This is a genomic window from Nocardiopsis dassonvillei subsp. dassonvillei DSM 43111 (assembly GCF_000092985.1).
GTDB lineage: Bacteria > Actinomycetota > Actinomycetes > Streptosporangiales > Streptosporangiaceae > Nocardiopsis > Nocardiopsis dassonvillei.
Map to the genome: position 1 here is coordinate 3,752,858 of NC_014210.1, position 26,444 is coordinate 3,779,301.

Here is a 26,444-nt window from a genome sequence, read left to right on the forward strand (position 1 = left end):
TTACTGGATGAAGTAGATGGTGAAGAACAAAGCGATCCAGACCACATCGACGAAGTGCCAGTAGTAGGACACGACGATCGCGCTGGTCGCCTGCTGGTGGGTGAAGCGCTTCGCGGCGTACGTACGTCCCAACATGATGAGGAACGCGATCAGCCCACCGATGACGTGGAGTCCGTGGAAGCCCGTGGTCAGGTAGAACATCGACCCGTAAGCGCTCGACTGAAGAGTCAGGCCCCCGTGGAAGATGAGCTCGTAGTACTCGTAGGCCTGCCCAAGGACGAAGAACAGGCCCATGAAGAACGTGATGAAGAACCACATACGCAGCTTCTTGACATCACCGCGCTCGGCGGCCCAGACGCCGGCCTGCGCGGTGAAGCTCGAAGCCACCAGGACCACGGTGATCGCCGACGCCCACGGCACGTTCAGGTGGGTGTCGGGCCACTGCCCCAGGTCGGGGTTTCCGTTGGTCACCGATCGGATCGTGAAGTACATCGCGAACAGCGCAGCGAAGAACATGAGCTCGTTGGCCAACCAAACGATGGTGCCAACGCTCACCAGGTCAGGACGCTTTGCCGCACCATGTGCTGGTGTCGGTGCTGATTTTGGGTTCGCGGTTGCTGTCGCCACGCCAGCATTATTACGGCATCTCGGAGAGGGCCGTACCCGACTCTCCGTAACAGGGCGGGTCAGACCCGGTACGGGGCGCTCTGGCACCCCGCGCGGCCTGCTGGCACCGGTCGATCGTGACTCGGGCGTTACTGTATCGGCTTTGCCCCTCCAGTCACACCAGTAACATACCCAGAGTGACCGAAATTCGGGATCCCCTGCGGCTGCGGCGATCCAGCGCCTCCCAGGTGACATCCCGACCCACGACAGGTTACGGCCAGACATCAAGAAAATCACCTTTTGATAACAGGGCTTGGGGGTCGGGTTAGCCCGTGCTCTGAATGTGGTGGCCCAGGTCTCAGTACCCGGCACGCCCCCGGCCCCTCTCCTGTGCAGCGGAGCCGTGAGGCAATACAGTCAGAGGGCATACAGCCAACGAACGCCCCGGCCGCACCCCCACGGCGACGGCCGCGGACAGAAGCGATGGGACGGTTGCGCGATGGTGGTCAGCGGTACGGACACGGGTGCCAGGATGCGCGTGCTGGTCTACAGCGACGACGCCGACACCCGCGAGCAGGTGCGACTGGCGGTCGGCCGGCGCCCCTCGGCCGACGTTCCCCTCGTGGAGTTCGTCGAGTGCGCGACCGCGCCCATGGTCCTGCGCAGGCTGGAGGACACCGACCCCTCCGCGCGCGTGGACGTGGCGATCTTCGACGGCGAGGCCTCCCCCGTCGGCGGGATGGGCCTGTGCCGCCAGGTCAAGGACGAGATCTACCGCTGCCCGCCGGTCCTGCTGCTGGTGGGACGGCGCGACGACGGCTGGCTGGCCACCTGGTCCCAGGCCGAGCAGGTCGTCAGCCACCCGATCGACCCCGTCGCGCTCGCCGAGGCCCTGGCCGAGCTCATGCGCCAGCGGGTCGCGGCGGCCCTGAACGGGTGACACGCGTGCGAGACGGTCTCGGAACGGGCCACCGCGGCGACGCGGAGCCGCGCCGCCGCCGCGCGGTGGGCGCGGCCCTGCACCACGGCGCCGACATCGGGCGATGGCGCGCTCACGCCACGCCCCTTCCCCCCGGCGCCTGAGGGCGGCCCGCCCGCGCGCCGCGCCCCGGCCCTTCCGTGCCCGTTCCTTCACCGTGGAGCAACCCAGATGAACGTCCCCGCCGCCCACTCCGCCGCCGGCTCCGGAGCCGCGAACCCCGACGAACGGTCCGCCGTGACCGAGCGGACCTGGTCCAACCTCATCACCGCCCTGCTGGGCGGACGGACCCTGAGCGCCGACGACACCGCGTGGGCGATGAACGAGATCATGTCCGAGGCCGCGACCGACGCCCAGATCGCCGGGTTCGCCATCGCGCTGCGCGCCAAGGGCGAGAGCGTGTCGGAGGTGACCGGCCTGGCCCGGGGCATGCTCGACAACGCCGTGCGCATCCACGTCCCCGGACCGACCCTGGACATCGTCGGCACCGGCGGCGACCGCGCGCACACCGTGAACGTGTCCACGATGGCGGCGATCGTGGCCTCGGCCGCGGGCGCCCGCGTGGTCAAGCACGGCAACCGGGCGGCGTCCTCCTCCTGCGGCACCGCCGACGTGCTGGAGCGCCTGGGCGTGGTCCTGGACCTGCCGCCGGAGCTGACCGTGCGGGTGGCCGAGGAGGCGGGCATCGCCTTCTGCTTCGCCCCGGTCTTCCACCCCTCGTTCCGCTTCACCGCCAAGCCCCGCCGCGAGCTGGCGGTGCCCACGGTGTTCAACTTCCTGGGCCCGCTGACCAACCCGGCCCAGCCCACCACCTCGGCCATCGGGGTGTTCGACGAGCGCATGTGCGAGGTGATCGCCGGGGTGTTCGCCCGCCGCGGCTCCTCGGCCCTGGTGTTCCGGGGCGACGACGGGCTGGACGAGCTGACCACCACGACCACCTCCACGGTGTGGGTGGTGGACGACGGCCAGGCCCGGCGCGAGACGCTCGACCCCGCCGACCTGGGCATCGCCCGCTCGCGTCCGGAGGACCTGCGCGGCGGCGACGTCGGGTTCAACGCCCAGGCCGTGCGCGACCTCCTGGCGGGCCGCACCGGCCCGGTGCGCGACGCCGTGCTGCTCAACGCGGGCGCCGCGCTGGCCGCCGTGGACGGCATCCGGGGCCCCCTGCTGGAGTCGGTGCGCGACGGGTACGAGCGGGCCGCCGCGGCGGTGGACGGCGGCGCCGCCGAGCGCGCGCTGGAGCGCTGGGTGGAGATCAGCCAGCAGTACGCCAAGGCCCTGTGAACACGCGCCGGGGGCGCGGCGGCGGGGATACCCGGTGCCGCGCCCCCGGCGTTCGGCCCGCCCGCCGGGGCCGACGGTCCGCCCGCGGCGGGTCTCAGGCCTCGAAGCGGGCCACGAAGCGGCGCTGCCAGGGGGTCTCCACCGCGCGCGGCAGGTAGTGCGCGCGGACGTAGGCGACCGCCTCGCGCGCGGGGACCCCGTCCAGCACCGCCAGGCACGCCAGCGCCGTGCCGGTGCGCCCCTGGCCGCCGCCGCAGGCGACCTCGACGCGTTCGGCCCCGGCGCGCTCCCACGCCTCGCGCAGCGCCGCGCCCACGGCCGCGGGGTCGGAGGGCAGACCGAAGTCCCGCCACCGCAGCCAGCGCCCCTCCCAGGGCACGGGCGCCGGTTCGCGGCCCAGCAGGTACAGCCCGAGGTCGGGCGGGGGTCCGGGCGGCAGCGGGCGCCTCAGGCCCCGGCCGCGCACCAGCCTGCCCGAGGGCAGGGCGAGGACCCCCGCCTCCCGCGCACTCCAGGTACCGGCCACGACCGGCTACCAGCCCAGGGCGAAGGCCGACTCCAGGTCGTGCCTGGAGTACGCCTGGAAGGAGATGTGGGTGTCGGAGGAGAGCACGCCGGGCACCTTGTTCACCCGGCCGGGGATCACCTCGGCCAGGTCCTCGTGCTTGCGCACCCGCACCATGGCGATGAGGTCGACGCCGCCGGTGACCGAGTAGACCTCGCTCACCCCGTCGATCTCCGCGATCGCCCCGGCGACCTCGGGGATGCGGTGGACGTCGGCCTTGATCATGACGATCGCGGTGATCACTGTGCCTCCAGGGCGGTTCCTCGGAAAATGTCGGGACGGGCGCGTCGGCCGCGCCGGGGCGCACCAGGGCGTGTGCCTAGTAGACGTCGGACAGCCGCGTCCCGGAGCGCCACCGCAGCCGGTAGACCACCAGTCCCACGACCACCCCCGCGACGAACCCGTACACGTGCGCCGCGTAGGCGACGCCGCCTCCGGCGCCGGGGGCGCTCGGTGTGGTGACGTAGAGAAGATACTGAAGAGCGAAGTAGCTGCCCACCACGGCCCACCCGGGCAGGCGCATCGGGATCACCCCGAACACCAGCGTGGTCACCCGGCTGCGGAACTGCACGACCAGGTAGGCGCCCAGCACGCCCGAGATGGCCCCGGACGCGCCCACCATCGGCATGGCCGCGTCGACGTCGGTCAGCGCGAAGCCGTAGGCTGCGGCGACCCCGGTGGCCAGGTACAGCCCCGTGAAGCGCAGCTTGCCGATCCGGTCCTCCACCACGGGCCCGAACACGAACAGGTACACCAGGTTGCCGATCAGGTGCCCGGGCCCGCTGTGCAGGAACATCGAGCTGAACACCGAGAACCACACCGGCTTGCCGTCGAGCTGCCCGCACTCGGGGACCGCGTGCGGGACCAGGTCGGTCCGGCCCGTGATCTCGGCGGGCACCGCCCCCCAGTACATGAAGTAGTCCTGGATCGCGCAGAAGCGCTCGAACATGTCCGCCGGGTACCACACCGCGGTCAGCGCCTGCGGCGACACCAAATAGACGAGGACGTTGACCGCGACCAGCGTGTACGAGACGACGGGGACGCGGCGGACGGGGTAGTCGTCATTGAGCGGAAGCGCGGCCATGGGCCCAGTGTGTCATCCCGGTGTGCGCCTCGGCGCTGCGCAACGGGCATGTCCACTCCCCGTCGATCTCGACCAGCCGCGTGGCGGGGTCGGCGAGCCAGTCCAGGACCAGCTCGGTCTCCCCCGGGAGCGCGCCGGGGCTGGGCCCGTACCCGGCGGGCACGTACTCGGCGGTGGCCACGAGGGAGGCCAGGAACGCGGCCGGGTCGGTGCCCGGGCGCAGCACGGCGCTGGCGGCCAGGCGGCCGTGGCGGACCACGCAGGTCTCCCAGCCCGCGGCGGTGCGGCGGGAGGCGACCAGGTGCGCGACCGCGGCGATGGCCGACAGGCGCTGGGCCCGCCTGGCGCCGCGCAGGAACGCGGTGAGCCGGTCGCGCAGGTGCGCGGCCTCCTCGTAGCGCAGGTCCGCGGCGAGTTCGCCTATGCGCGCGGTGTACGCGTCCACCACGGCGGCGGGGTCCCCGGTCATCGCGACGCGCGCGGCCTCGGCGTGCACGGCGTACTCGGCCTCGCTCTCGCTGCCGTCGCAGGGCGCGCCGCAGCGGCCCAGCTGTGCCACCACGCACGGGCCCGTCCACCGCGCGCCCGAGGTGACCACCTGCGGGGCGACGCGGGTCCCGCCTCCGCTTCCCCCCGCGACCGCCTTCGGGGGCCGGAAGGTGTGCGCGCACTGGCGCAGCGGGAAGACGTGGAGCAGGGCCTCCCTGGCCCGCTCGGCCTCGCGAGGCGAGGCGTAGGGCCCGATGTGGGCCGCCCCGTCGCCGCTGACCGCGCGCACCACCGACAGGCGCGGGAAGGCGTCGGCGGTGAGCCGGACCCACGAGGCGCGCTCGGGGTTGCGCGAACGCCGGTTGTAGGGCGGTTTGCGTTCGGCGATGATGCGCAGCTCGCGGACGGAGGCCTCCAGCTCGCTGGAGCACACGATGGGGGTCACGCCCGCCACCAGGCCCGCCATCTCACGGATGCGCTGGCGGCTCTCGGCCGCGGTGAAGTAGGTGCGCACCCGGCGGCGCAGGTTCTTGCTCTTGCCGACGTAGAGGCTCTCCCCGCGGGCGTCGGTGAACACGTACACGCCCGGCTCCTCCGGCAGGTCCTCGGCCAGGTGGCGCCTGCTGCGCTGGGCCTTGGTGGGCGGCTTGGTGACCGCGCGCAGCTCCTCCACGCTGGACACGCCCATGGGGCGCAGGCGCTCCACGAGCCCGTGCAGGACGCCCACGGTGGCGCGGGCGTCCTCCAGGGCGCGGTGGTTGGGCGCGACCGGGACCCCGAAGTAGGCCGCCAGTGTGGCCAGCCGGTGGTTGCGCGTCTCGCCGCGCGCGAGCACGGCGCGGGCCAGGCGCAGCGTGTCCACGACCGGGTAGCCGGGCCAGTCCGTGCCGTGGCGCTCGCACGCGGCCTTGAGGAAGCCGGTGTCGAAGGGCGCGTTGTGGGCCACCAGCACGGTGTCGGGCTCGGCGTCCAGGAAGGCCAGCAGCCGGGGCAGGACCTCCTCCATCGGCGGGGCCGAGGCCACCATCGACTGGGTGATCCCCGTCAGGAGGGTGATGTTGGCCGGTATGGGGGTACCGGGATTGACCAGGGTGGCGAACTCGCCGACGACCTCGCCGCCGCGCACCCTGACCGCGCCGACCTCCGTGATCCGGGAGCCGCTCGCGCTGGTGCCGGTGGTCTCCAGGTCCAGCACCACGAAGGACGCCGCGGCCAACGGCGTACCGAGGTCGCTGATGCTGGTCTGGACGCCGGCGGGCGCCGCTTGTCGTACCACCCGGCCAGGGTAGTCGGCCGTGCGGACAACCTGGCGGAATACGGTCTGACCTGCCCGACATGCAAAGATGTGGGTCATCGGGGCGGCGGCGGGGCCGCCGCCCCTCCAGAGCACCAGACGAGGGAGGAACCGTGGGGATCGCGATGCCGGGTGACAGTGAGCGGTGGCGGTGCACCGGATGCGGCAATCTCACGCGGTTCGACGTGACCCGGACCGTGCGCTCCCAGGACTACGTCCACCTGGACCTGGCCGGTGAGGGCGGGGTCGAGGAGCGCACCGTGCTCTCCGAGACCATCGAGCGGGTGCGGTGCCGCTGGTGCGGCGCCACCGACAGCGTCGAGATCATCGCCCGCCCCGACGCCGACCGGTCGGTCCCCGGTTCCTCGGCGGAGAGCCCGACGGGTCGGGCATGAGCGCCCGCCCCGGTGCGGGCGGCGACTCCGACGGCGGCGATCCGCTCGACGGCGGCGTCCACCCGGCGGAGGACGGCGGCCACGGCGCCGGCGATGACGGCGGTGACGGCGGCGAACGGCTGGCCCGGCCGCTGCCCGAGCAGGTGCGCGCCCGGGTCGTCGAGTACGGCTCGGACGTGCTCGGCGGCATGCGCGCGAGCGACCTGCCCCCGCTGCTGCGCAGGGTCGCCAGGTTCGAGCCGCGCCGCAGGGCCCGGCTCGCCGGACCGCAGATCGCCGCCCAGCTGGAGAACGACGAAACCTTCCGCGGCATGGTCGCGGCCCGCGTCGACCAGGTGTGGCCCGAGCTGGCCGAGGGCCTGCGCTCGGGCGTGGTGCCCCCCGCGGCCGACCCCGTGGCCGTGGCCGCCTGCGCCTACCTGCTGCGGCCCCCGGGGTGGCCCGGCATCGTCGAGGACGTCCACCGGGAGCTGGAGCGCCAGACCAGCGTCAAGGAGGCGGACCAGGCCGCGGAGGCCCTGGACGCCGCCCGCCGCCAACTGGACGAGACCCGGCACGACCACCAGGAGGAGCTGGAGCGGCTGCGGTCCCAGATCAAGGCCCAGCGCACCGAGATCGCCGAGCTGCGCCGCAAGGTGCACACCGAGCGGCAGCGGGCCAAGGAGGCCACCGAGCGGGCCTCGCGTGCGCTGACCGAGACGGCCGGACGCGAGTCGGAGTCCGCCGCGCGGGTCGGCGCGCTGGAGTCGCAGAACCGGCGGCTGAGATCGAGGCTGGCCACGGCCGAGGCCCAGCTGGACAACGCCCGGCGGGCGGTGCGCGCCGGACGCAACGCCGACGAGGCGCGGCTGCGCGTGCTGCTGGACGTACTGGTGGAGGCCTCCCACGGCCTGCGCCGCGAACTGGCGCTGCCCACCGTCCTGGACAGCCCCGCCGACCTGGTGGCCGAGACCGAGCAGCAGCGGCGGGTGTCCCTGGGCGGGCTGCCCGACGACGACCCCGGCCTTCTGGAGCACCTGCTCACCGCGCCCCGGGTGCACCTGCTGGTGGACGGCTACAACGTCACCAAGACCGGCTACGGGACCCTCCCCCTGGCCGACCAGCGCACCCGGCTGATGAACTCCCTGGAGGGGCTGGCCAGCCGGACCAAGGCCGAGATCACGTGCGTGTTCGACGGCGCGGACGTGGACACCCCGCCGGTGATGGCGGCGGCGCGCCGGGTGCGGCTGCTGTTCAGCGCGCCCGGGGAGACCGCGGACGAGCTGATCGTGCGGCTGGTGCGCGCCGAACCCCCGGGGCGACCGATCGCGGTGGTCACCTCCGACCGCGAGATCGTGACGGCGGTGCGCCGCGCCGGGGCGCGCGCGGTGCCCTCGACGATCTTCCTGCGCCGCCTGGAGGCGCACGGCTGACGGGGCCGGACGCCCGCCGCGGGGCCGGACGCCCGCCGCGGGGGCGGGCGCGGCCCGGCCCGGGCGTCACGGGGACACACCCACCCCAGCCGTTACCCATTCGTTATCCCATTGGACCCGCGGCTCACTCCCAGGAACGACGCGCCCGCCGCGGACCGCGGCGCGCACTGTGAACACCGGCACGTACGGGGCCCCGTGGTTGAGCTGTGCAGAGCGGTCCGCTAGGTTCTTCCCGGAACGTGAGTGCTCCACCGGACAGCAAGGCCGCGTCTGAGCCCGCCGGTCGGGACCCGCACACTCACCCGCCCGCGCCCCGCGCGGGCCCCGTCCCTGTTCTCCCCGCACCCCTATGCGGACTTGCCCGACCCCAAGGAGCGTGGACCGCCATGAAGAACCCCGGTGGACGACGTACGGCTCGCCGATTCGCCGCCACGACCGGAATCAGCGCGGTCGTCGCGGGCACCATGCTCGTCCCGGGCACCGCCTACGCGGAGCCGACCCAGGACGAGGTCGAAGACAAGATCGAGGAGCTGCGCGAGGAGGTCTCCACCGCGGTCGAGGAGTACAACCAGGCCAAGGAGGACCACGACGTCGCCGAGACCCTCTACGAGGACCTCGACGAGCAGGTCGGCGACGAGGAGGAGCGCTACGAGGAGCTGCGCGGCAAGGTGCAGGAGCTCGCCAGCGCCACCTACCAGTCCGGCGACCTGGACTCCATGGCCAACATCCTCTCCTCCGAGGGCCCCGAGAGCCTGCTGGAGCAGAACGCCGACCTGAACTACCTGTCGGAGGCCCAGAAGGCCCAGCTCGACGAGTTCGGCGCCTCCCACGAGCGGCTGTTCGCCCTCAAGGACGAGGCCGAGGAGGCCCTGGAGGAGGCCGAGACCGCGCTGGAGGAGGCCGAGGAGGCCAAGACCAGCGTCGAGGAGAAGCTGGAGGAGCAGGAGACGCTCCTGGCCCAGTTCCCCGACTCCGACCCGGCCGCCGAGGGCGCCGACAGCAGCGGCGGCCAGTCCTACACCGGCTCCGCCTCGGGCAGCGCGGGCGCGGCCCTGGACTTCGCCTACTCCAAGGTCGGGCTGCCCTACGTCTGGGGCGGCACCGGCCCCAACGGCTACGACTGCTCCGGCCTGGTCCAGGCCGCCTGGCGCGCGGGCGGCGTCGACCTGCCCCGCACCACCTACGCCCAGGCCGAGGTGGGCCAGCGCATCTACGACATGAACGCCCTCCAGCCCGGCGACATCATGTTCTTCTTCGGCGGCCTGACCCACGACGGGCTCTACGCCGGCAACGGCCAGATGGTGCACGCGCCCAGCAGCGGCCGCAACATCGAGGTCGTCGGCCTGGCCGCGTACTGGGCGAGCGAGTTCCAGTTCGCCGTCCGCCCGTAGGCAGTCCTCCTTCGGACCTCCGCTTCGCCGTGGTCCGTGTCCGGGCGTCCGGAGCACGGGAACCATCCCCGGAGCACGCAGGGCCGTCACCCGCCGGGTGACGGCCCTGCACCGTTTAACGGACAACAGCCCGGTTTTCGGACACGCAGCACCAACCGGTGGAACATCACGAAAAGGTTGAGAGCGACCCGGCGGATGCACTAGTGTTCATCGCCGAGCGCGGTTGCCACCTCATTCACCGCCCCCTGGCGGTGACGGCCGCGCCCCGGTCGGGCCGACCCCACCCCGCGGGTCACGGCCTCCCGCACCCTCCGGCCCCGCCCGGAAGGCCCCCAGCCCCCGCCCGGCGCATCCCCCGACCCTTCCCCACGGCATTGGGACAAGGGGAGAAAGGTCTACACGTGTTGGCATCCCGTCGCGTCCGCAGGCGCCGCACCGCGGCCCTCTCCTCCCTGACCGCAGCCGCCCTGCTGCTGCCCACCGCGGTGGCCCACGCCGATCCGACGGCCGAGGAGGTCCGCGAGGAGATCGAGGCCCTCGAAGAGGAGTACATCGAGCTCAACGCGGCCTACAACGAGGCCAAGGAGACGCACGAGGCCGCCCAGGAGGAGCTGGAGGGCATCCTGGAGGAGATCGAGGCCGCCGAGGAGAAGGTCGCCGAACTCGGCCTGGGCGCCCGCCGGCTCGCCAGCTCCACCTACACCGGCGTCGACTTCACCTCCTTCCACCACCTGCTCAGCTCCACCGGCCCCGAGGACGCCCTGGCCCACCAGGCCGACCTGGACTACCTGTCGACCCAGAACGACGGCAACCTCGCGCAGTACGTCACCGAGCTGGAGAACCTGGAGGTCCTGGAGGCCGAGGCCAGCGCGACCGAGGAGGAGGCCGCCGAGGCCCTCAAGGAGGCCGAGGAGGCCACCGAGGCCGCCGAGGAGGCCATCGAGGAGCAGGAGGGGCTCCTCTCGGAGCTGACCGCCGAGGAGCAGGCGGCGGCCACCCAGAACGTCGGCCAGACCGGCGGCGGGAGCAGCGGAGGCGGAGGAGGCGGTGGGGGCGGAGGAGGCGGCAGCTACACCGGCCCCGCCACGGGCAGCGCCGCCACGGCACTGAACTTCGCCTACGCCCAGGTCGGCAAGCCCTACGTCTGGGGCGGCACCGGCCCCGGCGGCTACGACTGCTCCGGCCTGACCCAGGCCGCCTGGGCCGCCGCCGGCGTCAGCCTGCCCCGCACCACCTACCAGCAGGTCAACGCGGGCCAGCGGGTCTCCTGGGAGAACAAGCAGCCCGGCGACCTGCTCTTCTTCTACCCCGGCGGCAGCGGCCCCGAGCACGTGGGCCTGTACGCGGGCGACAACGTCATGGTGCACGCCTCCACCTCGGCCCGCCCCATCGGCACGGTCACCCTGAACGACTACTACCGCGCCAACTTCGTCACCGCCGTCCGCCCCTGACCGGCGCACGGCTCCCGGTGCCCCGCGACGCACGGCGTCGCGGGGCACCACCGTCTCCGGGCCCGCCGCGCACCGGGGCCGGACCCGCGTGGAACACCCCCCGCCGCCCCCGCCGCGCCTAGACTCGCCCCTGTGCCGCGAACTCTGATCATCACCAACGACTTCCCGCCCAAGGCCGGTGGCATCGAGGCCTTCGTCCACGAGATGGCCCTGCGCCGCCCCCGCGGATCGGTCGTGGTCTACTGCTCCTCCCCCGCCCGGGCCGACGCCGCCGCCGACCCGCACTTCGACCTGCGCCAGCCCTTCCCCGTCGTGCGCGACGCCGCACGCGTCCTGCTGCCCACGCCCCGGGTGGCGCGGCGGGCACGCGCCATCGCCGACCTGGAGGGCTGCGACACCGTGCTCTACGGCGCCGCCGCCCCGCTGGGACTGCTCGCCGCCGGGCTGGGCGAGGGCACCCCCGTCAAGCGCCAGGTGGCCATCAGCCACGGCCACGAGACCTGGTGGGCCACCATGCCCGGATCCCGCGAGGCGCTGCGCCGCATCGGCGACACCACCGACACCGTCACCTACCTGGGCGAGTACACCCGGCGCCACCTGGCCCGGGCCCTGTCCCCCGACGCGGCCGCCCGCATGCGCCGGCTCACGCCCGGCGTGGACACCGGGGCCTTCCGGCCCGGCACCGGTGGCGAGGAGGTCCGCGCGCGCCTGGGCCTGGGCGACCGCCCCGTGGTGCTGTGCGTGTCCCGGCTCGTACCGCGCAAGGGGCAGGACACCCTGATCCGCGCCTGGCCCCGCGTCCTGGCCGACGTGCCCGAAGCGGTCCTGCTCGTCGTCGGCGACGGCCCCCACCGCCGGAGCCTGCTCTCGGCCGCGCGCGGAATGGACTCGGTGGTCTTCACCGGCTCGGTCCCCCATCGGGACCTGCCGCCCTACTACGACGCCGCCGACGTGTTCGCCATGCCCTGCCGCAGCCGCAAGGGCGGCCTGGAGGCCGAGGGGCTGGGCATCGTCTACCTGGAGGCCTCGGCCTGCGGCCTGCCCGTGGTCGCGGGCGACTCCGGGGGCGCACCCGCCACGGTCCGGGACGGCGAGACCGGCCTGGTCGTGGACGGATCCCTGCCCGGCCCCTCCGCGCGCGCCCTCATCGCCCTACTGAAGGACCCCGAGCGCGCCGCCCAGATGGGCGCACGCGGCCGCGCGTGGGTGAGCCGTGAGTGGACCTGGGAACACACCGCCAGGCGCCTGGACGCCCTCCTGGAGGGCTCCCCGGACCTGCCCGCCTAGTTCCCCTCGCCGTGCACGGAACCGGGGGTGCCCGACCCGTCGGTCACCTGCGGCTCACCGGTGGCGCTGTGGGACAGCCACTCGTCCCAGGACCGCTGCCAAAAACCCCAGCCGTTGTCCCACTCCAGCTCCCGGTCGGTCCCGGTGGTCTCCAGGACGTCGCCCATCAGGGAGTTCTCGTAGAACCAGCGGGCGTCCTCCACCGACATGTTCGTGCAGCCGTTGGAGGTGTTGGCCGACCCGATCCGGTCGTTCCAGGGGGCGGCGTGGGTGAACTCGCCGCTGTTGGAGGTGCGCACCGCCCAGTCCACGTCCAGCTTGTAGTAGTCCGGCGAGTCCTCGGGGATGCCCAGGGTGGCCGCGTCCATGACCAGGGACTCGTACTTCTCCATGGTCAGGTGCGTCCCCGAGGTGGTGGTGTTGAAGCGCTTGGAGGCCTCGCCGTTGCTCACGGGGATGGTGCGCGCGGGCTCGCCGTCGATCTCCACCAGCATCTCGTGGTCGGGCACGTGCATGGTCGAGACCATCTCGCGGCCGACCTCGAACTCCAGGCGGTGGTTCTCGATCCCGTAGACGCCCTCGGAGGCCTCCACCCCCGACAGGCGCATGTCCACGCTGACCTGCTGGTGGGGCTCCCAGTACTCGCGGGGGCGAAACACCGCGGTCTTGTCGCCGACCCAGTTCCAGGCGCCCTCCACCTCCTGCTCGGAGGTCACCTCCATGGAGTTCTCCACCTGGGCCTTGTTGGTCACCGGCAGGTCGAAGTTGACGATGACCGGCATGCCCACGCCGACGGTGTCGCCGGAGGTGGGGAAGTTCGAGGCCAGTTCGAGGCGCTGACCGGGCACGGCCTCCTTCGTGGAGAACTCCACGACCGTCTCGGAGGCCTCACCGGCGTCGTCCTCGGCGGTGGCGCGGACGGTGACCGCCGAGCCCGGGTCCAGGTTCCAGTCGCTCACCCACCGGGTGCCGTCCTCACTGAGGGTGCCGGTGAACTCCCACCGCTCGGCGTCCCCGGCCGCCCCGGCGTCCCCGCCCTCCTCCGCGGAGGGGGCCTGCTCGACGCGGACGTCGGTGAGCGAGCCCTCCTCCACCGACACCCGCACCGGGGTGTCGGGGGCGACGGAGGAGGCCCCCTCCTCGGGGGTGACGCTGATCCGCGGCCCGGTCTGGGCCTCCTCGCTGGGAGCCGCCGCGGGCTCCTGCCGGGCGGGGCCGGTACAGGCCGTCGCGGCGAGCGCGACCGCGACGGCGGCCGCCAGACCGCGGGGTGTGCGGACTCGTCCCTTCACGCCAAGGACCTCCAGCGTCCGTTGCGACGGGACCTCGGCGCGCGGGGCGCACCCGTGTCCGCGGTGCCCTGTCAGGTCAAGTGCAGGAAAACCCTACCCCGGTGTGAAGTCATGACACGGACACCGGGGTCGGAGTACGCGAAGTCATGACACGGGCCCCGGGCCGGAGTGCGCGAAGTCATGGCACGGCCCCGGGCGGCAGCGCCGACGGCCACGTCACACGGGGTTCGCGTTCCGGGCCGTGGCGACGAAGACGGCCGGACGCGTCCAGGGGACGCGTCCGGCCGTCGGGCGGGGGCCGCCGCACGGCGCGGCGGCCGTCCCCCTAGTGCTGGAACTCGTTGCGGTAGTACTCGAAGATCCAACCGATGGCGGTGAGGATGATGGCGAAGGCGCCGATGAACACCATCCACCAGCCGATCGCCACGCCCACCGCGGTGAACGCCACGGCCAGCGCCACCCACAGCGGCCACGCGCTGTGCGGGCTGAAGAAGCCGTACTCGCCGGAGTTCTCGGAGATCTCCCCGTCCAGCCGCTCCTCCGCGGGAAGCCCGTGGAAGTGCTCGCTGCGACGGGCCGCCTGCCAGAGCCAGAAGCCGATCATCCAACCGAAGCCGATGGAGACCACCAGGGCGGTGGTGCCCGTCCACTCGATCGTGCCGGTGTCCTGCCAGGACCAGTACACGTACAGGGCGGCGGCCAGACCGAAGAAGGTCGAGACGCCCATGAACAGATAGGCCTGCGTCTTCATTGCGCCCTACTCCTTCGTGGCGCCCACCGGGACGGCGCCCGGGGCGGCGGCGTGCGGGTGGTTCAGGTCGAACGCGGGACGCTCGGAGCGGATCCGCGGCAGCGACGTGAAGTTGTGCCGCGGCGGCGGGCAGGACGTGGCCCACTCCAGCGAGCAGCCGTAACCCCACGGGTCGTCCACGGTGACCAGCGGCGCCTTCTTGGAGGTGATGTACATGTTCCAGAAGAAGATCAGCGTCGAGGCCGCCAGCACGAACGAGGAGACCGAGGAGATCTGGTTGAGCTCGGTGAAGCCGTCACTGGGCAGGTAGTCGGCGTAGCGGCGCGGGAAGCCGGCGGCGCCCAGCCAGTGCTGCACCAGGAACGTGCCGTGGAAGCCCAGGAACAGCAGCCAGAAGTGGAACTTGCCCAGCTTCTCGTTGAGCATCTTGCCGGTGAACTTGGGCCACCAGAAGTAGAAGCCCGCGAACATCGCGAACACCACGGTGCCGAACACCACGTAGTGGAAGTGGGCCACCACGAAGTAGGAGTCGGTGACGTGGAAGTCGATCGGCGGGGAGGCCAGCAGCACACCGGTCAGACCACCGAACAGGAAGGTCACCAGGAAGCCGATGACGAACAGCATCGGCGTCTCGAAGGTGATCTGGCCCCGCCACATGGTGCCGATCCAGTTGAAGAACTTCACGCCGGTCGGGACCGCGATGAGGAAGCTCATGAACGAGAAGAACGGCAGCAGGACCGCGCCGGTCGGGAACATGTGGTGGGCCCACACGGTGACCGACAGGCCGGTGATGGCGATGGTCGCCGCGACCAGGCTCTTGTAGCCGAAGATCGGCTTGCGGCTGAACACCGGGATGATCTCGGTCACGATGCCGAAGAACGGCAGCGCGATGATGTACACCTCGGGGTGGCCGAAGAACCAGAACAGGTGCTGCCACAGGATGGCCCCGCCGTGCTCGGCGTTGAACACCTGGGTGCCGACGATGCGGTCCGCGCCCAGCGCGATCAGGGCCGCGGTCAGGACCGGGAACGCGATGAGCACCAGCACGCTGGTGAGCAGGGTGTTCCAGGTGAAGATCGGCATGCGGAACATCGTCATGCCGGGCGCGCGCATGCACAGGCCGGTCGTGATGAAGTTGACCGCGCCCAGGATGGTGCCCAGACCCGAGACCACCAGGCCCAGGATCCACAGGTCACCGCCCAGACCCGGCGAACGCACCGCGTCCGACAGCGGCGTGTAGGCGAACCAGCCGAAGCTGGCCGCGCCGCCCGGGGTCAGGAACCCGCTGATGGCGATGAGGCTGCCGAACAGGAACAGGTAGTAGCTGAACAGGTTCATCCTCGGGAACGCCACGTCGGGCGAACCGATCTGCAACGGCATGATCACGTTCGAGAACCCGACGAACAGCGGGGTCGCGAACATCAGCAGCATGATCGTGCCGTGCATGGTGAACAGCTGGTTGAACTGCTCGTTGGACATGGCCTGCATGCCCGGGAAGAACAGCTCGATGCGCATGAGCACCGCGAGCAGACCACCGAAGAGGAAGAACACGAAGGAGGTGATCAGGTACATGTACCCAATGACCTTGTGGTCGGTGGACGTCATCCATTTGACGATCATCGACCCCTTGCGCGACGGTGCCTGACCGCCCGCGAGAGTGGGGCTTGACGTGGTGGTGCTCATGACTGCTCATTCTCCTCGGCGTCGGACGCGCCGGAACCGGTGTCCTGCTCGTCGGTACCGGAGCCCTCGGCCTCGGAACCGCCGCTGCCGGTGCCCTCCTCGTCGGTGCCGGCGCCCTCGGCGCCCGCACCCTCGGCACCGGAGCCCTCACCGGAGTCCGGCGTGTCGCCGGTGTCGGCGGCCTCCAGCTCGGCCTCCTCGGCGGCCTGCTGCTGCTCGGCGGCCCAGGCGTCGTACTCGTCCTGGGGCAGGACCTGGACGTTGAAGAGCATGCGGGCGTGGTCCACACCGCACAGCTCGGCGCAGCGGCCGACGTACTCGCCCGCGGTGCCCTCGTTGATGTCGGCCTGGAAGGCGTTGTCCCGACCGGGGATGACGTCCATCTTGAAACCGAACTCGGGGATCCAGAACGAGTGGATGACGTCCGGCGAGTGCAGGTCGAAGTGGACGGTCGCGCCCTCGGGCAGCACCAGGGTCGTCTGGGTGGAGGGGTCGGCGGTGCCGTCCGGGTTGGGGATACCCGTCTCGGAGAAGAGCACCTCCCCGCCGTTCTCCTTCTTGTCGTCGAGGTAGTTGAACTGCCAGGCCCATTGGAAGGCCACGACCTCGATGTTGACGTCCGCCGGCTCGTCGGTGTCGAGCAGGATCGCCTGGTCCCGGGCGGTGAAGAAGAACAGCACCGAGATGATGACGATCGGCAGCACGGTGTAGAGCGCTTCGATGGGCATGTTGTACCGCACCTGCGGCGGCAACTGCTCAGAGCGCTTGCGGTGGAAGATGACCGACCAGACGATCAGCCCCCACACGAGAATGCCGACCGCGAAAGCCGCCACCCAGGAGCCCTGCCAGAGCGAGAGAACACGCTCGGCCTGGTTGGTGATCGGCTCCGGCATGCCCAAACGAGTGAGATCGTTCGACGCGCAGCCGGTCGCGGCCAGCCCCAGCACGGCGAGCGCGGCGCCGCGTGGTGCCCATCGGCGCAGGTTGCGGCGCCGATTCTCTTGGCGGGTCGGACTCACGGATTGCCTTCCCAGCGGTGTAGCCCGTGGAACCTCCACGGGCGGCCTAAGTATCCAAAGCTTTTCAGGGGGAAACATTATCGCGAACCGCCCAGCGCCCAGTTCAGGGGCTTGCCTGGTCAGCGTGTTGCCGACCTCCCTGAGCGGAGCTGGCGGCGGTACGTGGAGCCGGGCCCGTTCGCCCGCGGAGGATGACCCTCCCGGCTGGCTACGGAGCGCGGCCCGGCGTTCCCCCGGGCCCTCCTCCCCGATCGCGCCCCTTCCGCCTCTCGGGGGCGGCGTGGACGTTTCACGGGGGAGAGAACAAGGTGAGCGTATCGCTGGATTTACGACGCCCTTAACCGGGTTCGCCTTAGGGACGGGACCAGGTCAGGATGGTCATCACCAGACGACGACACACGGGGGTTTTCCGTGCCCGAGTACCCGCCCCGGCCTCCCCTGGTCACCGTGGAGGCGGTGGGCCGCAAGTGCCCCATCCCGATCATCATGCTCGCCGCCAGGCTGCACGAGGTGCCCATAGGCGCGGTCATCGCGGTCACCGCGGACGACCCCGCCGCCAGCGCGGACATCCCCGCCTGGTGCCGGATGAAGATGCACGAGTTCGTCGCGGAGCAGCCCCTGGCGCAGGGCAGCGCCTTCCACATCCGGCGCATGTACTGACCCGGCCCCGGCGGCCGTCCCGCGCCCGGGGGCAGGGCGGGGACCCGGCCTGGGCAGGGAGTTAAGAGGAGGGCCGAAAACCCGCGCCACACGGCCCGGGAGTTCCGGTTCCGGTGCGATAACGATTCGCACCCCGCCGAATCCTCGGCGTGGCGTGCTCCACACCACCCCGGACACGGCGAGGCCGCGCGGACCGAGTCCGCGCGGCCTGACCTGCTGCTCCGCATCGGCCGCCCCCGGGGAGGAAGCGGCCGCGCACACGCCGAGGCGGGTGGCTAGCGGGCGTAGAACTCCACGACCAGCTGCTCGTCGAAGGGCACCGGGATCTGCTCGCGCTTGGGGCGGTCGACGACCGCGACGCGCAGGTCCTTGTGGCTCACGGCGAGGAATCCGGCGATCTTGTCGTCGGCGTGGACGCCCTCGGCGGCCTCGACGAACGGCACCATGTTGCGGGACTTCTCCCGAACACTGATGATCTGACCCGGCTTGACCTGGTACGACGGGATGTCGACCTTCTTGCCGTCCACGGTGATGTGACCGTGGTTGACGAACTGACGCGCGGCGTAGATCGAGGCGGCCAGACCGGCGCGCAGCACGACCGTGGCCAGACGCAGCTCCAGCTCGGCGAGCATCTCCTCACCGGTGCGCCCCGTGCGCTTCTTCGCGCTCTCGTAGACGCGCAGCATCTGCTTCTCGGTCAGGTCGTAGTACCAGCGCACCTTCTGCTTCTCCGCCTGGCGGACCGCGTAGTCGCTGCTGTTGCGGCGGACGCGGCGGCCGTGCTCACCGGGCGGGTAGGGACGCTTCTCGAAGTAGCTGACCGCCTTACGGGTCAGCGGGGTGCCGGCGCGCCGGGACAACCGCACCTTCGGTCCGGTGTAGCGCATGCAATGTCCTTTCCGGATGAATCCGGGGAATCCCAGGTAAGGCTGGCCTAGATCTGGGAGGCGCTCAGCGCGCCCGAGCCCGCGCGGGCGCGCCGGAGCGCGCACAGCGGGACAGGTTCCCCACCGTCGCGGCGACCCGGCGCGGACGGCTTGGGCTGGGTAACCGGCACGCGTTTCAGCGCACCGGCGGGCACGGGGCTCCCCGTGCGGGACACCGGCTCCCAGGGAGCGGCGGCCGTGCGGGGCGCGGCCCGGTCCGGCAGGCGGACACGGGTCGTGCGGGTCGCGACTACCCACTCTACGGGTTCGCGGACACCACCCCGACCCGTCGACTACACGAACGGCGCGACCTCGGCCGAGACCCCGGCGCCGTAGGACTCCTCCAGACGCGCCAGGAGCGAGGCCCCGGTCAGGGTGTACTCCTGCGGCCCGTCAGCCTCCAGGCAGTGCACCGCGGTCGCGTTGCCCACCTGCGCGGCCCGCTCCAGCGACAGCCCCCACGAGTGCGCGGCCAGGAAACCCGCGCGGAACGCGTCCCCCATACCCGTGGGGTCCACCAGATCCCGCACCGCCGCGGCCGGAACGTGCACGCTCGGCTCGCCCGCCCGGTCGATACGCGCCCCCTTGGCGCCCAGGGTGGTGACACGGGTGCCCACCCGCTCCAGGACGTCGGCGTCGGACCAGCCCGTCTTCTGCTCGGCCAGCGCCTTCTCGTACTCGTTGGTGAACAGGAAGGCCGCGCCCTCGATCAGGCCCCGCACCTCGGGCCCCTCCATGCGCGCCAGCTGCTGGGAGGGGTCGGCGGCGAAGGCGATACCGCGGGTGCGGCACTCCTCGCTGTGACGCACCATCGCGGCCGGGTCGTCCGCCCCGATCAGCACCAGGTCCAGTCCGCCCAGGCGGTCCGCGATCGGCTGGAGCTCGATGTTGCGGGCCTCGGCCATGGCCCCGGCGTAGAAGGACGCGATCTGGTTCTGGTCCCGGTCCGTGGTGCAGATGAACCGGGCGGTGTGGCGCAGCTCGGAGATGTAGACCGCGGAGGTGTCCACACCGTGGCGGTCCAGCCAGGCGCGGTAGTCCTCGAAGTCGGCCCCGGCCGCACCCACCAGCACCGGGTTGAGGCCGAACCCGCCCATGCCGAAGCAGATGTTGGCCGCGACACCGCCGCGCCGCACGTCCAGCTCGTCGATCAGGAAGGACAGCGACAACTGCTGGATCTGGTCGGGGATGATCTGTTCCGCGAAGCGACCCTCGAAGGACATCAGATGGTCGGTGGCGATGGATCCGGCAACCGCGATACGCACGGGACGAAGGCTCCTTGGTCGGGAGGTGTCGGTCTGCTGACCGGACGGGGCTGCGGGCATGGGAGAGGACGTGCCCGGTTCGGACTGCCCCAGGTTAGTGCAGTGCGCCCGCGGCGTAGAGGACACCCGCTCGCTCCCGCCCCCGCCCCGCACACGGAGAACCCCGCACACGGCAAAAGGGGGGAGGGCGGCACGAACCGCCCTCCCTCCCGGAAAACCCTGTCACCGCCGACCGGAACCCTGGGGCCCGGCCCGCCCGACGACCGCCCCCGGAACGCCTCACGCCCCGGACCGCGACCACCGGACGGCTTCGGGCCCACCGACCCCGGAGCCCCCGGCGGGACGACGCCCCCTAGTTGAAGGAGTCACCGCAGGCGCAGGAACCGGTGGCGTTGGGGTTGTCGATGGTGAAACCCTGCTTCTCGATGGTGTCGACGAAGTCGATCGTGGCACCGATCAGGTAGGGGGAGCTCATCCGGTCGGTGACCACCTCCACACCGCCGAAGTCGCTGACCACGTCGCCGTCGAGCTCGCGCTCGTCGAAGTAGAGCTGGTAACGCAGCCCCGAGCAACCACCGGGCTGAACGGCCACGCGAAGACGCAGGTCGTCCCGCCCCTCCTGCTCAAGGAGCGCCCTGACCTTGCTGGACGCCTCGTCGGTGAGGATGATGCCCTCGGTGGTCTCGCTCTGAACCGTCATGCTGGAAAGCTCCTCTGGAAAGGGGTAGCGGCTGGCCGACGACCCCCTTGGTCGCGTCTGGACCGGCCCGCCGCGGCGGGTCCCGTCCTCTTCAACGGTTCTCAACGCCCGGCACCGGCACCGCATTCCTCGCGCACCGGCCCGCACGGGCGTCACAGCGCCGCTGTGTTCTCCCCCGCCCCCGACCCGCACTGCGGACGGGGCCGCGGACGGGCACGGACGTGCCCGTCCTCCCAGGGTAATTTGTCCCGCCCCGGGACGCCATCTCCCCGCCGGGCCTGTGCACGAAGCCACCCGGCCACCGCGACACGCACCGCCGCCCCCGCCGCACACGACAGGGAGGGGCGGAGCCCGCCACGGGCCCCGCCCCTCCCCCACGGCGACTCAGCCCTTGGCCAGCGTCCCCAGGTACAGCTCGATCACGTTGGGATCGTTCAACAGGTCCGCACCCGTACCGGTGTAGGCGTTGCGCCCCTGGTCCAACACGTAGCCGCGGTCACAGATCTGCAGGCAGCGACGCGCGTTCTGCTCCACCATGATCACCGACACACCCGTCCGGTTGACCTCCTTGACCCGCTGGAAGACCTCCTCCTGGTAGATCGGCGACAGACCCGCGGTCGGCTCGTCCAACAACAGCACCGACGGCTCCATCATCAGCGCACGCCCCATGGCCACCATCTGGCGCTCACCACCCGACAAGGACCCCGCCTTGGCCTTGCGCCGATCCGCCAGCAGCGGGAACAGCTCCGCCACCGCCGCGAACCGCTTCGTGAACGTCCGCGGCCGCAGGAACGCCCCCATCTGGAGGTTCTCCTCGATGGTCAGCGACGGGAACACGTTCTGCGTCTGCGGAACGTAACCCACCCCCCGCTCCACCAGACTGTGCGCCGGCAGACCCGCGATGTCGGACCCCCGCAGCGTCAGAGCGCCCTCACGCACCGGGATCAACCCGAACACCGTCTTGATCAGCGTGGACTTACCCGCCCCGTTCGGGCCGATGATCGCCACGACCTCGCCCTCGGACAGCGTCAGGGTGCACCCGTTGAGGATGTTCACCCCCGGCACGTACCCCGCCACCAGCTCCCTGGCCAACAACAGGTAGTCCTCCGGACCACCCACCGGCGCCGCCTCACCGGCCTGCTCCAGCACCTCCTCACGGTGCTCCTGCGCCACGGCGGCCTCCACGGCCTCCACCGGGACCTCGTCCGAGACCTTCGCCACCTTCTCCGGACTCGGCTGCGCGCTCTCAGTCATCACCACTCCCCGGGGCCTCGGCCGTCTCCTCCTGGGCACCCAGGTAGGCGTCGATCACCTGCTGGTTGGACCGGATGTCCGAAGGACGGCCCTCCGCGATCACCTGGCCCTGGGCGAGCACCACGATCCAGTCGCTGATACCCATGATCACGTCCATGTCGTGCTCCACGAAGAGCACCGTCTTGCCCCGTCGCGCAACGACGTGATGTGCCCCAGCAACGACTGCACCAGCGCCGGGTTCACCCCCGCCATCGGCTCGTCCAGCATGATCATGGTCGGATCGGTCATCAGCGAACGCGCCATCTCCAACAGCTTGCGCTGACCGCCCGAGAGCGAACCCGCCATGTCGTCGCGCTTGTCGATGAGCTTGAACCGCTCCAACAGATCCAGCGCGCGACGCGTGTTCTCCCTCTCCTGCCTCCGCCACACAGGCCGCAGGAACGCACCCGCCATCCGCTCACCGAACTGGCCCGGCGCGCCCAACAGCATGTTGTCCAACACCGTCATCCGGGTCAGCGCCTTGGTCAGCTGGAAGGTCCGCACCATCCCCGCACGCGCCACCTGGTGACCGCGCCTGCCGTTGATCGGCTTGCCCTGGAAGGTCCAACGCCCCCCGTCCACCCGGTCGAAACCGGTCAACAGGTTGAACAGCGTCGACTTGCCCGCACCGTTCGGACCGATCAACGCCGTGATCGTCCCCCGCTGCACCTCCAGGTGACCCACGTCCACCGCGGTCAGACCGCCGAAGGAACGGCGCACACCGTCCGCCACCAGGATCGGATCCGGCTTCGCCGAACCCGGCACGGGCTCCGCACCGGCCACACGGTCGGCTCCGACCCCGGACCCGACGCCGCCGCCCACCTTGTCACTTGACATTGATCAGCATCTCCTTGCGGTCGCCGATGAGACCCTGCGGCCGGAAGACGATCAGCAACACCAGCAACAGACCCACGAAGGCCAGCTGGATCGCACCGTAGTCCGGACCGTCCAGGAACGGCAGCCACCCCATCGAGCCGAAACCCTGGAGCACACCGTCGGTGAAGTTCATCAGGAACCAGAACACCATCGCGCCCAGCACCGGACCGAACACCCGACCGGCACCGCCCAACAGCAGGATCACCCACAGGAAGAACGTCACCTGCGGCTTGAACTGGTCCGGCTGGATCGACGCCTGGTACACGGCCAGCATGCACCCCGCCAGGGCACCCACCAGACCGCCCAGCACCAGCGCCTGCATCTTGTACGCGAACACGTTCTTGCCCAGACTGCGGACCGCGTCCTCGTCCTCCCGGATGCCCTTGATGACACGCCCCCACGGACTGTGCATCAGCACCCACGTCAACCCGGCCATCAACAGCACCAGGCCCCACGTCACCACCAAAACCCACAGGTGGTTGCCGTTGTAGGACAACGCCCCGAAACCGTAACGCTCACCCCCGTCGAACGGGTTGATCGCACGGAAGTCCGACGCCAGGTTCTGCAACCCGTACACACCACCGGTCAGCGGCTCGGCGAAACCCGCCCGGTACACCAGACGGATCACCTCCGCCGCCGCGATCGTCGTGATCGACAGGTAGTCCGCACGCAACCGCAGCGTCGGAATGCCCAACAACAGGGCCATCACGAACGCGCACAACAGACCGACACCGAAACCCACCACCAACGGCAGGTCGAACACCGCCACACTGATGCCCACGCCGTAGGCGCCCACCAGCATGAAACCCACCTGGCCGAAGTTCAACAGCCCGGTGTAACCGAAGTGGAGGTTGAGGCCGATCGCCGCGAGCGCGTAGATCGCCGCGATCGGGCCGAGCGCCGACCGGGTGGACTCGGCGAGGATCGAAAGGATATCCATCGTCTTCTCTCCTAGCCGACCCGCTCACGCCGACCGAGCAGACCCTGGGGCCTGACCAGCAGCATGAGGATCATCAGCGCCAGAGCCCATGCCTGCATGAGCTGGGACGGGAACCACAGGGTGGACAACATCGCCACCAGGCCGACCGCCAGGCCGCCGACCATCGCACCGTAGGCCGTGCCGAGACCGCCGAGGATCACCGCGGCGAACATCATCAGCAGCAGACGGAAGCCCATCTCGTACTCCACCACCTGGTTGAGCCCGTAGAGCACACCGCCCAGAGCGGCCAGACCGCCACCGAGCCCCCACACGTACAGCGTGACCCGGTCCACGTCGATACCCGACGACTCCGCCAGGTCCCGGTTGTCCGACACCGCGCGCATCGCCTTGCCGATCCGGGTGAACTGCAACAGGCAGGCCACCCCCACCAGCACCACGACCGCCACCGCCATGACCACCAGGTCGCGCGGCGGCATCGACACCGGTCCCAGACGCACCATCTCCTGGAGCTGGAAACCCGCGTAACGCTCCCGGCCCGCCCCGAAGAGCACCAGGATCACGTGCCGCACCACCAGCGCCAGACCGATCGAGACGATGAACATCTGGATCATCGCCACGTTGCGGTGCCGCAGCGGACGCCAGATGTAGCGCTCCATCGACCCGCCCAGCACCGCGCCCATCAGCACCGCGACCACCGCGGCCAACCACAGCGGCACGCTCCAACCGACCGCGTCCCCCATCACGCCCAGGACCGTCGCCAGCGCGATACCCACGAGGATCGACGACCACTGCGCGACGACCAGCGCCGTCCGCGACAGCCTGGCCTCCAGGAAGGCGCCGATCAGGACCGCCGCGCCCAACCCCAGGAAGAGCGCCAGCAGCGCGTTGCCCATACCCGCGGCACCCGTGCTGAAGAGCAGCGCGATCATCGCACCGAAGGTCACCAGGTCACCGTGGGCGAAGTTGATCAGCTTCGTCGTACCGAAGATCAACGAGAGCCCGATCGCCGAGACCGCGATGACCAGGCCGAACAGCAGACCCGCCGCGGTGAGCTGGAGCACCCGGTCCCCGAAGGAGCCACCGGCGCCGGTGGTGGGCGCCAACGACTCCTCGTCGGCCGCCTCCCCGCCGGAGGAGTCCTCCGTCTCCTCCTGCGAGGGCGAGGCCGACTCCTCCTCGGCCGCGCCCGCCGCCTCCAGGGCGACGATCAACGGCCGCCGGTCGTCCGCCTCGACCTCCACCTCGGTCTCACCGTCGACGAAGAGGGCCTCGATCACCGCGAACTCCCCGGGGACGGACTCCTGGTCCACCACCACGCGGTAGGTGCCCGGTCCGGGCAGGCCCACTTCCCACATTCCTTCAGAGTCGGTCTCCGCCGCCCCGACCTCGTCCTCGCCGTCGTAGACCGTGATCATGATGCCTTCGACACCCTGGTCCCGGTTCTCCGGATGGAGGATCTGACCGTGCAGCGCTTCACCGCCCTGTTCGTCTGCCGTCGCCGCTGGCCCCGGGATCACCAGGATGGCGGTGATCAGGGCGAGCAACACGGTCACAAGACGTGTGCGCACGCGCGCTCCTTGCGCATCTGAGGGTGGCGGTGGCGAATGCGCGCACGCGCCACCGCTGTCCTTTGCTGTTCGGTGCGGTGAGTTTAGCCCGATTTAGGCAAGTTGTTCAGATGCGCTAATGCCACGTGACCCAACCGTCACCCCATCGTGCGCAAACGAGACCAAACCGGTACACCTGGCACATTGACCCTGAACATCTGTCTTGTTTCCACCGCGTTAAGCGCCTCAAATGCACACTTTCTCCGCACCCGGCGTACCGGAGTGATCACAGGGGCCGGGAAGAGAGGGCCGCGCGGGGACGACGAAGGGGGCCGCACCCGGTCGGGTGCGGCCCCCTTCGTCCAGACCGGTTCAGTCCGGCTGGCGCGGGCGCGTAAGCGCCGCTTACGGATGGCGGCTCACTGCTTGCCGCCGAGCGTCTCCACCACCGTCTCGGCGACCCTGCGCATGGTCAGCCGCCGGTCCATCGAGTTCTTCTGGATCCAGCGGAACGCCTCGGGCTCGCTCATCCCGTGGCGGCTCTGGAGCAGGCCCTTGGCCTGTTCGACCAGCTTGCGGGTCTCCAACCGCTCCTGGAGGCTGGAGACCTCCGACTCCAGCGCGGACAGCTCCGCGTAGCGCGAGGTGGCCATCTCGATGGCGGGCACGAGGTCGGCCTTGTTGAACGGCTTGACCAGGTAGGCCATGGCCCCGGCCTCGCGCGCCCGCTCGACCAGCTCCCTCTGGGAGAAGGCGGTCAGGATCACCACCGGGGCGATGCGCTCGGCGGCGATGCGCTCGGCGGCCGAGAGGCCGTCGAGCACGGGCATCTTGATGTCGGTGATCACCAGATCGGGCTTGAGCTCCTGGGCAAGGCGGATCACGGTCTCACCGTCACCGGCCTCCCCCACGACGGCGTAGCCGTCCTCCTCAAGCATCTCCTTGAGGTCCAGGCGGATCAGGGCCTCGTCTTCCGCGATCACCACACGGCTCTGCGTCCTCGTCACGTACACGAGGTTACCGAGATCAGCTAGGATGCTGGACGTCGGGACGGGCATGCGCGTCAATCGTGATACCACTGTTGACGGAGCAACCCCGACCGAACCACCGGGGTCAAACCGGACAAACCAGCCGGAATGATGAAATGGTAGACATAGAGGCCTCAAAAGCCTTGGCTCGCAAGAGCGTGTGGGTTCGAATCCCACTTCCGGCACCGACGACATCCCACAAAGAGCCGCCCAATTCGGGCGGCTCT

General features: G+C 70.8%; 24 protein-coding genes, 1 tRNA gene and 1 pseudogene. 9 read left to right on the plus strand and 17 right to left on the minus strand.

The genetic code is table 11. The features are described from left to right. A complete protein-coding gene (gene ctaE, locus NDAS_RS15475) occupies positions 1-627 on the minus strand; it encodes an aa3-type cytochrome oxidase subunit III (RefSeq protein ID WP_013154151.1) in 627 nt (208 codons plus the stop codon). A 478-nt stretch (positions 628-1,105) separates the two neighbouring features. Here ctaE and NDAS_RS15480 point away from each other — a divergent pair, with 478 nt between their 5' ends. Further along, entirely contained in the window at positions 1,106-1,546 is a 441-nt protein-coding gene (locus NDAS_RS15480; protein ID WP_013154152.1) for a response regulator, read from the plus strand. 210 nt (positions 1,547-1,756) lie between these two features. Next, positions 1,757-2,869 carry an anthranilate phosphoribosyltransferase gene (gene trpD / locus NDAS_RS15485; protein ID WP_013154153.1) on the plus strand — a complete coding sequence of 371 codons (1,113 nt, stop codon included), beginning with the start codon at positions 1,757-1,759 and terminating at the stop codon, positions 2,867-2,869. Between the two features lie 94 nt (positions 2,870-2,963). Here trpD and NDAS_RS15490 read toward each other — a convergent pair whose 3' ends face one another. The 4 genes from NDAS_RS15490 to NDAS_RS15505 form a co-directional block, all read right to left on the minus strand. After that, entirely contained in the window at positions 2,964-3,395 is a 432-nt protein-coding gene (locus tag NDAS_RS15490; RefSeq protein ID WP_013154154.1) for a protein-tyrosine phosphatase family protein, read from the minus strand. Between the two features lie 6 nt (positions 3,396-3,401). After that, positions 3,402-3,677 (minus strand): Lrp/AsnC family transcriptional regulator, encoded by a 276-nt coding sequence (locus NDAS_RS15495; protein WP_013154155.1) that lies wholly within the window; start codon positions 3,675-3,677, stop codon positions 3,402-3,404. A 76-nt stretch (positions 3,678-3,753) separates the two neighbouring features. Then, entirely contained in the window at positions 3,754-4,518 is a 765-nt protein-coding gene (locus tag NDAS_RS15500; protein WP_013154156.1) for a rhomboid family intramembrane serine protease, read from the minus strand. Next, on the minus strand, positions 4,496-6,283 hold the full coding sequence (locus NDAS_RS15505; protein WP_013154157.1) for a DEDD exonuclease domain-containing protein: 1,788 nt from the start codon (positions 6,281-6,283) through the stop codon (positions 4,496-4,498). The genes NDAS_RS15500 and NDAS_RS15505 overlap by 23 nt, the downstream gene beginning before the upstream one ends. 131 nt (positions 6,284-6,414) lie before the next feature. Here NDAS_RS15505 and NDAS_RS15510 point away from each other — a divergent pair, with 131 nt between their 5' ends. The 5 genes from NDAS_RS15510 to NDAS_RS15530 all read left to right on the plus strand — a co-directional run bounded on the left by NDAS_RS15510 (position 6,415) and on the right by NDAS_RS15530 (position 12,237). Further along, on the plus strand, positions 6,415-6,696 hold the full coding sequence (locus tag NDAS_RS15510; protein WP_013154158.1) for a hypothetical protein: 282 nt from the start codon (positions 6,415-6,417) through the stop codon (positions 6,694-6,696). Next, positions 6,693-8,108, plus strand: coding sequence for an NYN domain-containing protein (locus NDAS_RS15515; protein ID WP_013154159.1), 1,416 nt, complete (start codon positions 6,693-6,695; stop codon positions 8,106-8,108). The genes NDAS_RS15510 and NDAS_RS15515 overlap by 4 nt, the downstream gene beginning before the upstream one ends. Positions 8,109-8,494: 386 nt before the next feature. Next, positions 8,495-9,499, plus strand: coding sequence for a C40 family peptidase (locus tag NDAS_RS15520; protein ID WP_013154160.1), 1,005 nt, complete (start codon positions 8,495-8,497; stop codon positions 9,497-9,499). Positions 9,500-9,900: 401 nt separating this feature from the next. After that, a complete protein-coding gene (locus tag NDAS_RS15525; RefSeq protein ID WP_013154161.1) occupies positions 9,901-10,950 on the plus strand; it encodes a C40 family peptidase in 1,050 nt (349 codons plus the stop codon). Positions 10,951-11,082: 132 nt separating this feature from the next. Beyond that, positions 11,083-12,237, plus strand: a complete 1,155-nt coding sequence (locus tag NDAS_RS15530; RefSeq protein WP_013154162.1) for a glycosyltransferase family 4 protein — start codon at positions 11,083-11,085, stop codon at positions 12,235-12,237. Here NDAS_RS15530 and NDAS_RS15535 read toward each other — a convergent pair. The 4 genes from NDAS_RS15535 to ctaC form a co-directional block, all read right to left on the minus strand. Further along, the gene (locus NDAS_RS15535; RefSeq protein ID WP_013154163.1) at positions 12,234-13,529 is read right to left on the minus strand and encodes a L,D-transpeptidase; all 1,296 of its coding nucleotides are present in this window, start codon (positions 13,527-13,529) and stop codon (positions 12,234-12,236) included. The genes NDAS_RS15530 and NDAS_RS15535 overlap by 4 nt on opposite strands. A 325-nt stretch (positions 13,530-13,854) precedes the next feature. Next, complete coding sequence (locus NDAS_RS15540) at positions 13,855-14,280, minus strand: cytochrome c oxidase subunit 4 (protein WP_013154164.1); 426 nt, start codon at positions 14,278-14,280, stop codon at positions 13,855-13,857. Positions 14,281-14,286: 6 nt separating this feature from the next. Next, entirely contained in the window at positions 14,287-15,963 is a 1,677-nt protein-coding gene (gene ctaD, locus NDAS_RS15545; protein WP_013154165.1) for an aa3-type cytochrome oxidase subunit I, read from the minus strand. Further along, positions 15,960-17,021: an aa3-type cytochrome oxidase subunit II gene (gene ctaC / locus NDAS_RS15550; RefSeq protein ID WP_436894845.1), complete on the minus strand. Its 1,062-nt coding sequence runs from the start codon at positions 17,019-17,021 to the stop codon at positions 15,960-15,962. The genes ctaD and ctaC overlap by 4 nt, the downstream gene beginning before the upstream one ends. Before the next feature lie 372 nt (positions 17,022-17,393). Here ctaC and NDAS_RS15555 point away from each other — a divergent pair, with 372 nt between their 5' ends. Continuing rightward, the gene (locus tag NDAS_RS15555; RefSeq protein ID WP_013154167.1) at positions 17,394-17,642 is read left to right on the plus strand and encodes a sulfurtransferase TusA family protein; all 249 of its coding nucleotides are present in this window, start codon (positions 17,394-17,396) and stop codon (positions 17,640-17,642) included. Between the two features lie 275 nt (positions 17,643-17,917). Here the strand turns inward: NDAS_RS15555 and rpsD are convergent, their stop codons facing one another. From rpsD to NDAS_RS15595, 8 genes and pseudogenes are all read right to left on the minus strand, one after another. Next, positions 17,918-18,529, minus strand: a complete 612-nt coding sequence (gene rpsD / locus NDAS_RS15560) for a 30S ribosomal protein S4 (RefSeq protein ID WP_013154168.1) — start codon at positions 18,527-18,529, stop codon at positions 17,918-17,920. A 332-nt stretch (positions 18,530-18,861) separates the two neighbouring features. Next, positions 18,862-19,833 (minus strand): carbohydrate kinase family protein, encoded by a 972-nt coding sequence (locus NDAS_RS15565; RefSeq protein WP_013154169.1) that lies wholly within the window; start codon positions 19,831-19,833, stop codon positions 18,862-18,864. Between the two features lie 352 nt (positions 19,834-20,185). After that, positions 20,186-20,533, minus strand: a complete 348-nt coding sequence (locus NDAS_RS15570; RefSeq protein ID WP_013154170.1) for a HesB/IscA family protein — start codon at positions 20,531-20,533, stop codon at positions 20,186-20,188. Between the two features lie 384 nt (positions 20,534-20,917). Further along, the gene (locus NDAS_RS15575; protein WP_013154171.1) at positions 20,918-21,787 is read right to left on the minus strand and encodes an ABC transporter ATP-binding protein; all 870 of its coding nucleotides are present in this window, start codon (positions 21,785-21,787) and stop codon (positions 20,918-20,920) included. Continuing rightward, positions 21,780-22,663: pseudogene (locus NDAS_RS15580) on the minus strand (ABC transporter ATP-binding protein). Before NDAS_RS15580 ends, NDAS_RS15575 begins: the two are co-directional and overlap by 8 nt. Next, on the minus strand, positions 22,653-23,642 hold the full coding sequence (locus tag NDAS_RS15585; protein ID WP_013154172.1) for a branched-chain amino acid ABC transporter permease: 990 nt from the start codon (positions 23,640-23,642) through the stop codon (positions 22,653-22,655). Before NDAS_RS15585 ends, NDAS_RS15580 begins: the two are co-directional and overlap by 11 nt. Positions 23,643-23,653: 11 nt before the next feature. After that, positions 23,654-25,210 (minus strand): branched-chain amino acid ABC transporter permease, encoded by a 1,557-nt coding sequence (locus NDAS_RS15590; protein WP_013154173.1) that lies wholly within the window; start codon positions 25,208-25,210, stop codon positions 23,654-23,656. A 398-nt stretch (positions 25,211-25,608) separates the two neighbouring features. Next, complete coding sequence (locus NDAS_RS15595) at positions 25,609-26,175, minus strand: ANTAR domain-containing response regulator (RefSeq protein ID WP_019610955.1); 567 nt, start codon at positions 26,173-26,175, stop codon at positions 25,609-25,611. 144 nt (positions 26,176-26,319) lie between these two features. On the opposite strand from NDAS_RS15595, the gene NDAS_RS15600 reads away from it, so the two are divergent. Continuing rightward, positions 26,320-26,402: transfer RNA gene (locus NDAS_RS15600), tRNA-Leu, on the plus strand. Positions 26,403-26,444 lie beyond the last annotated feature (42 nt).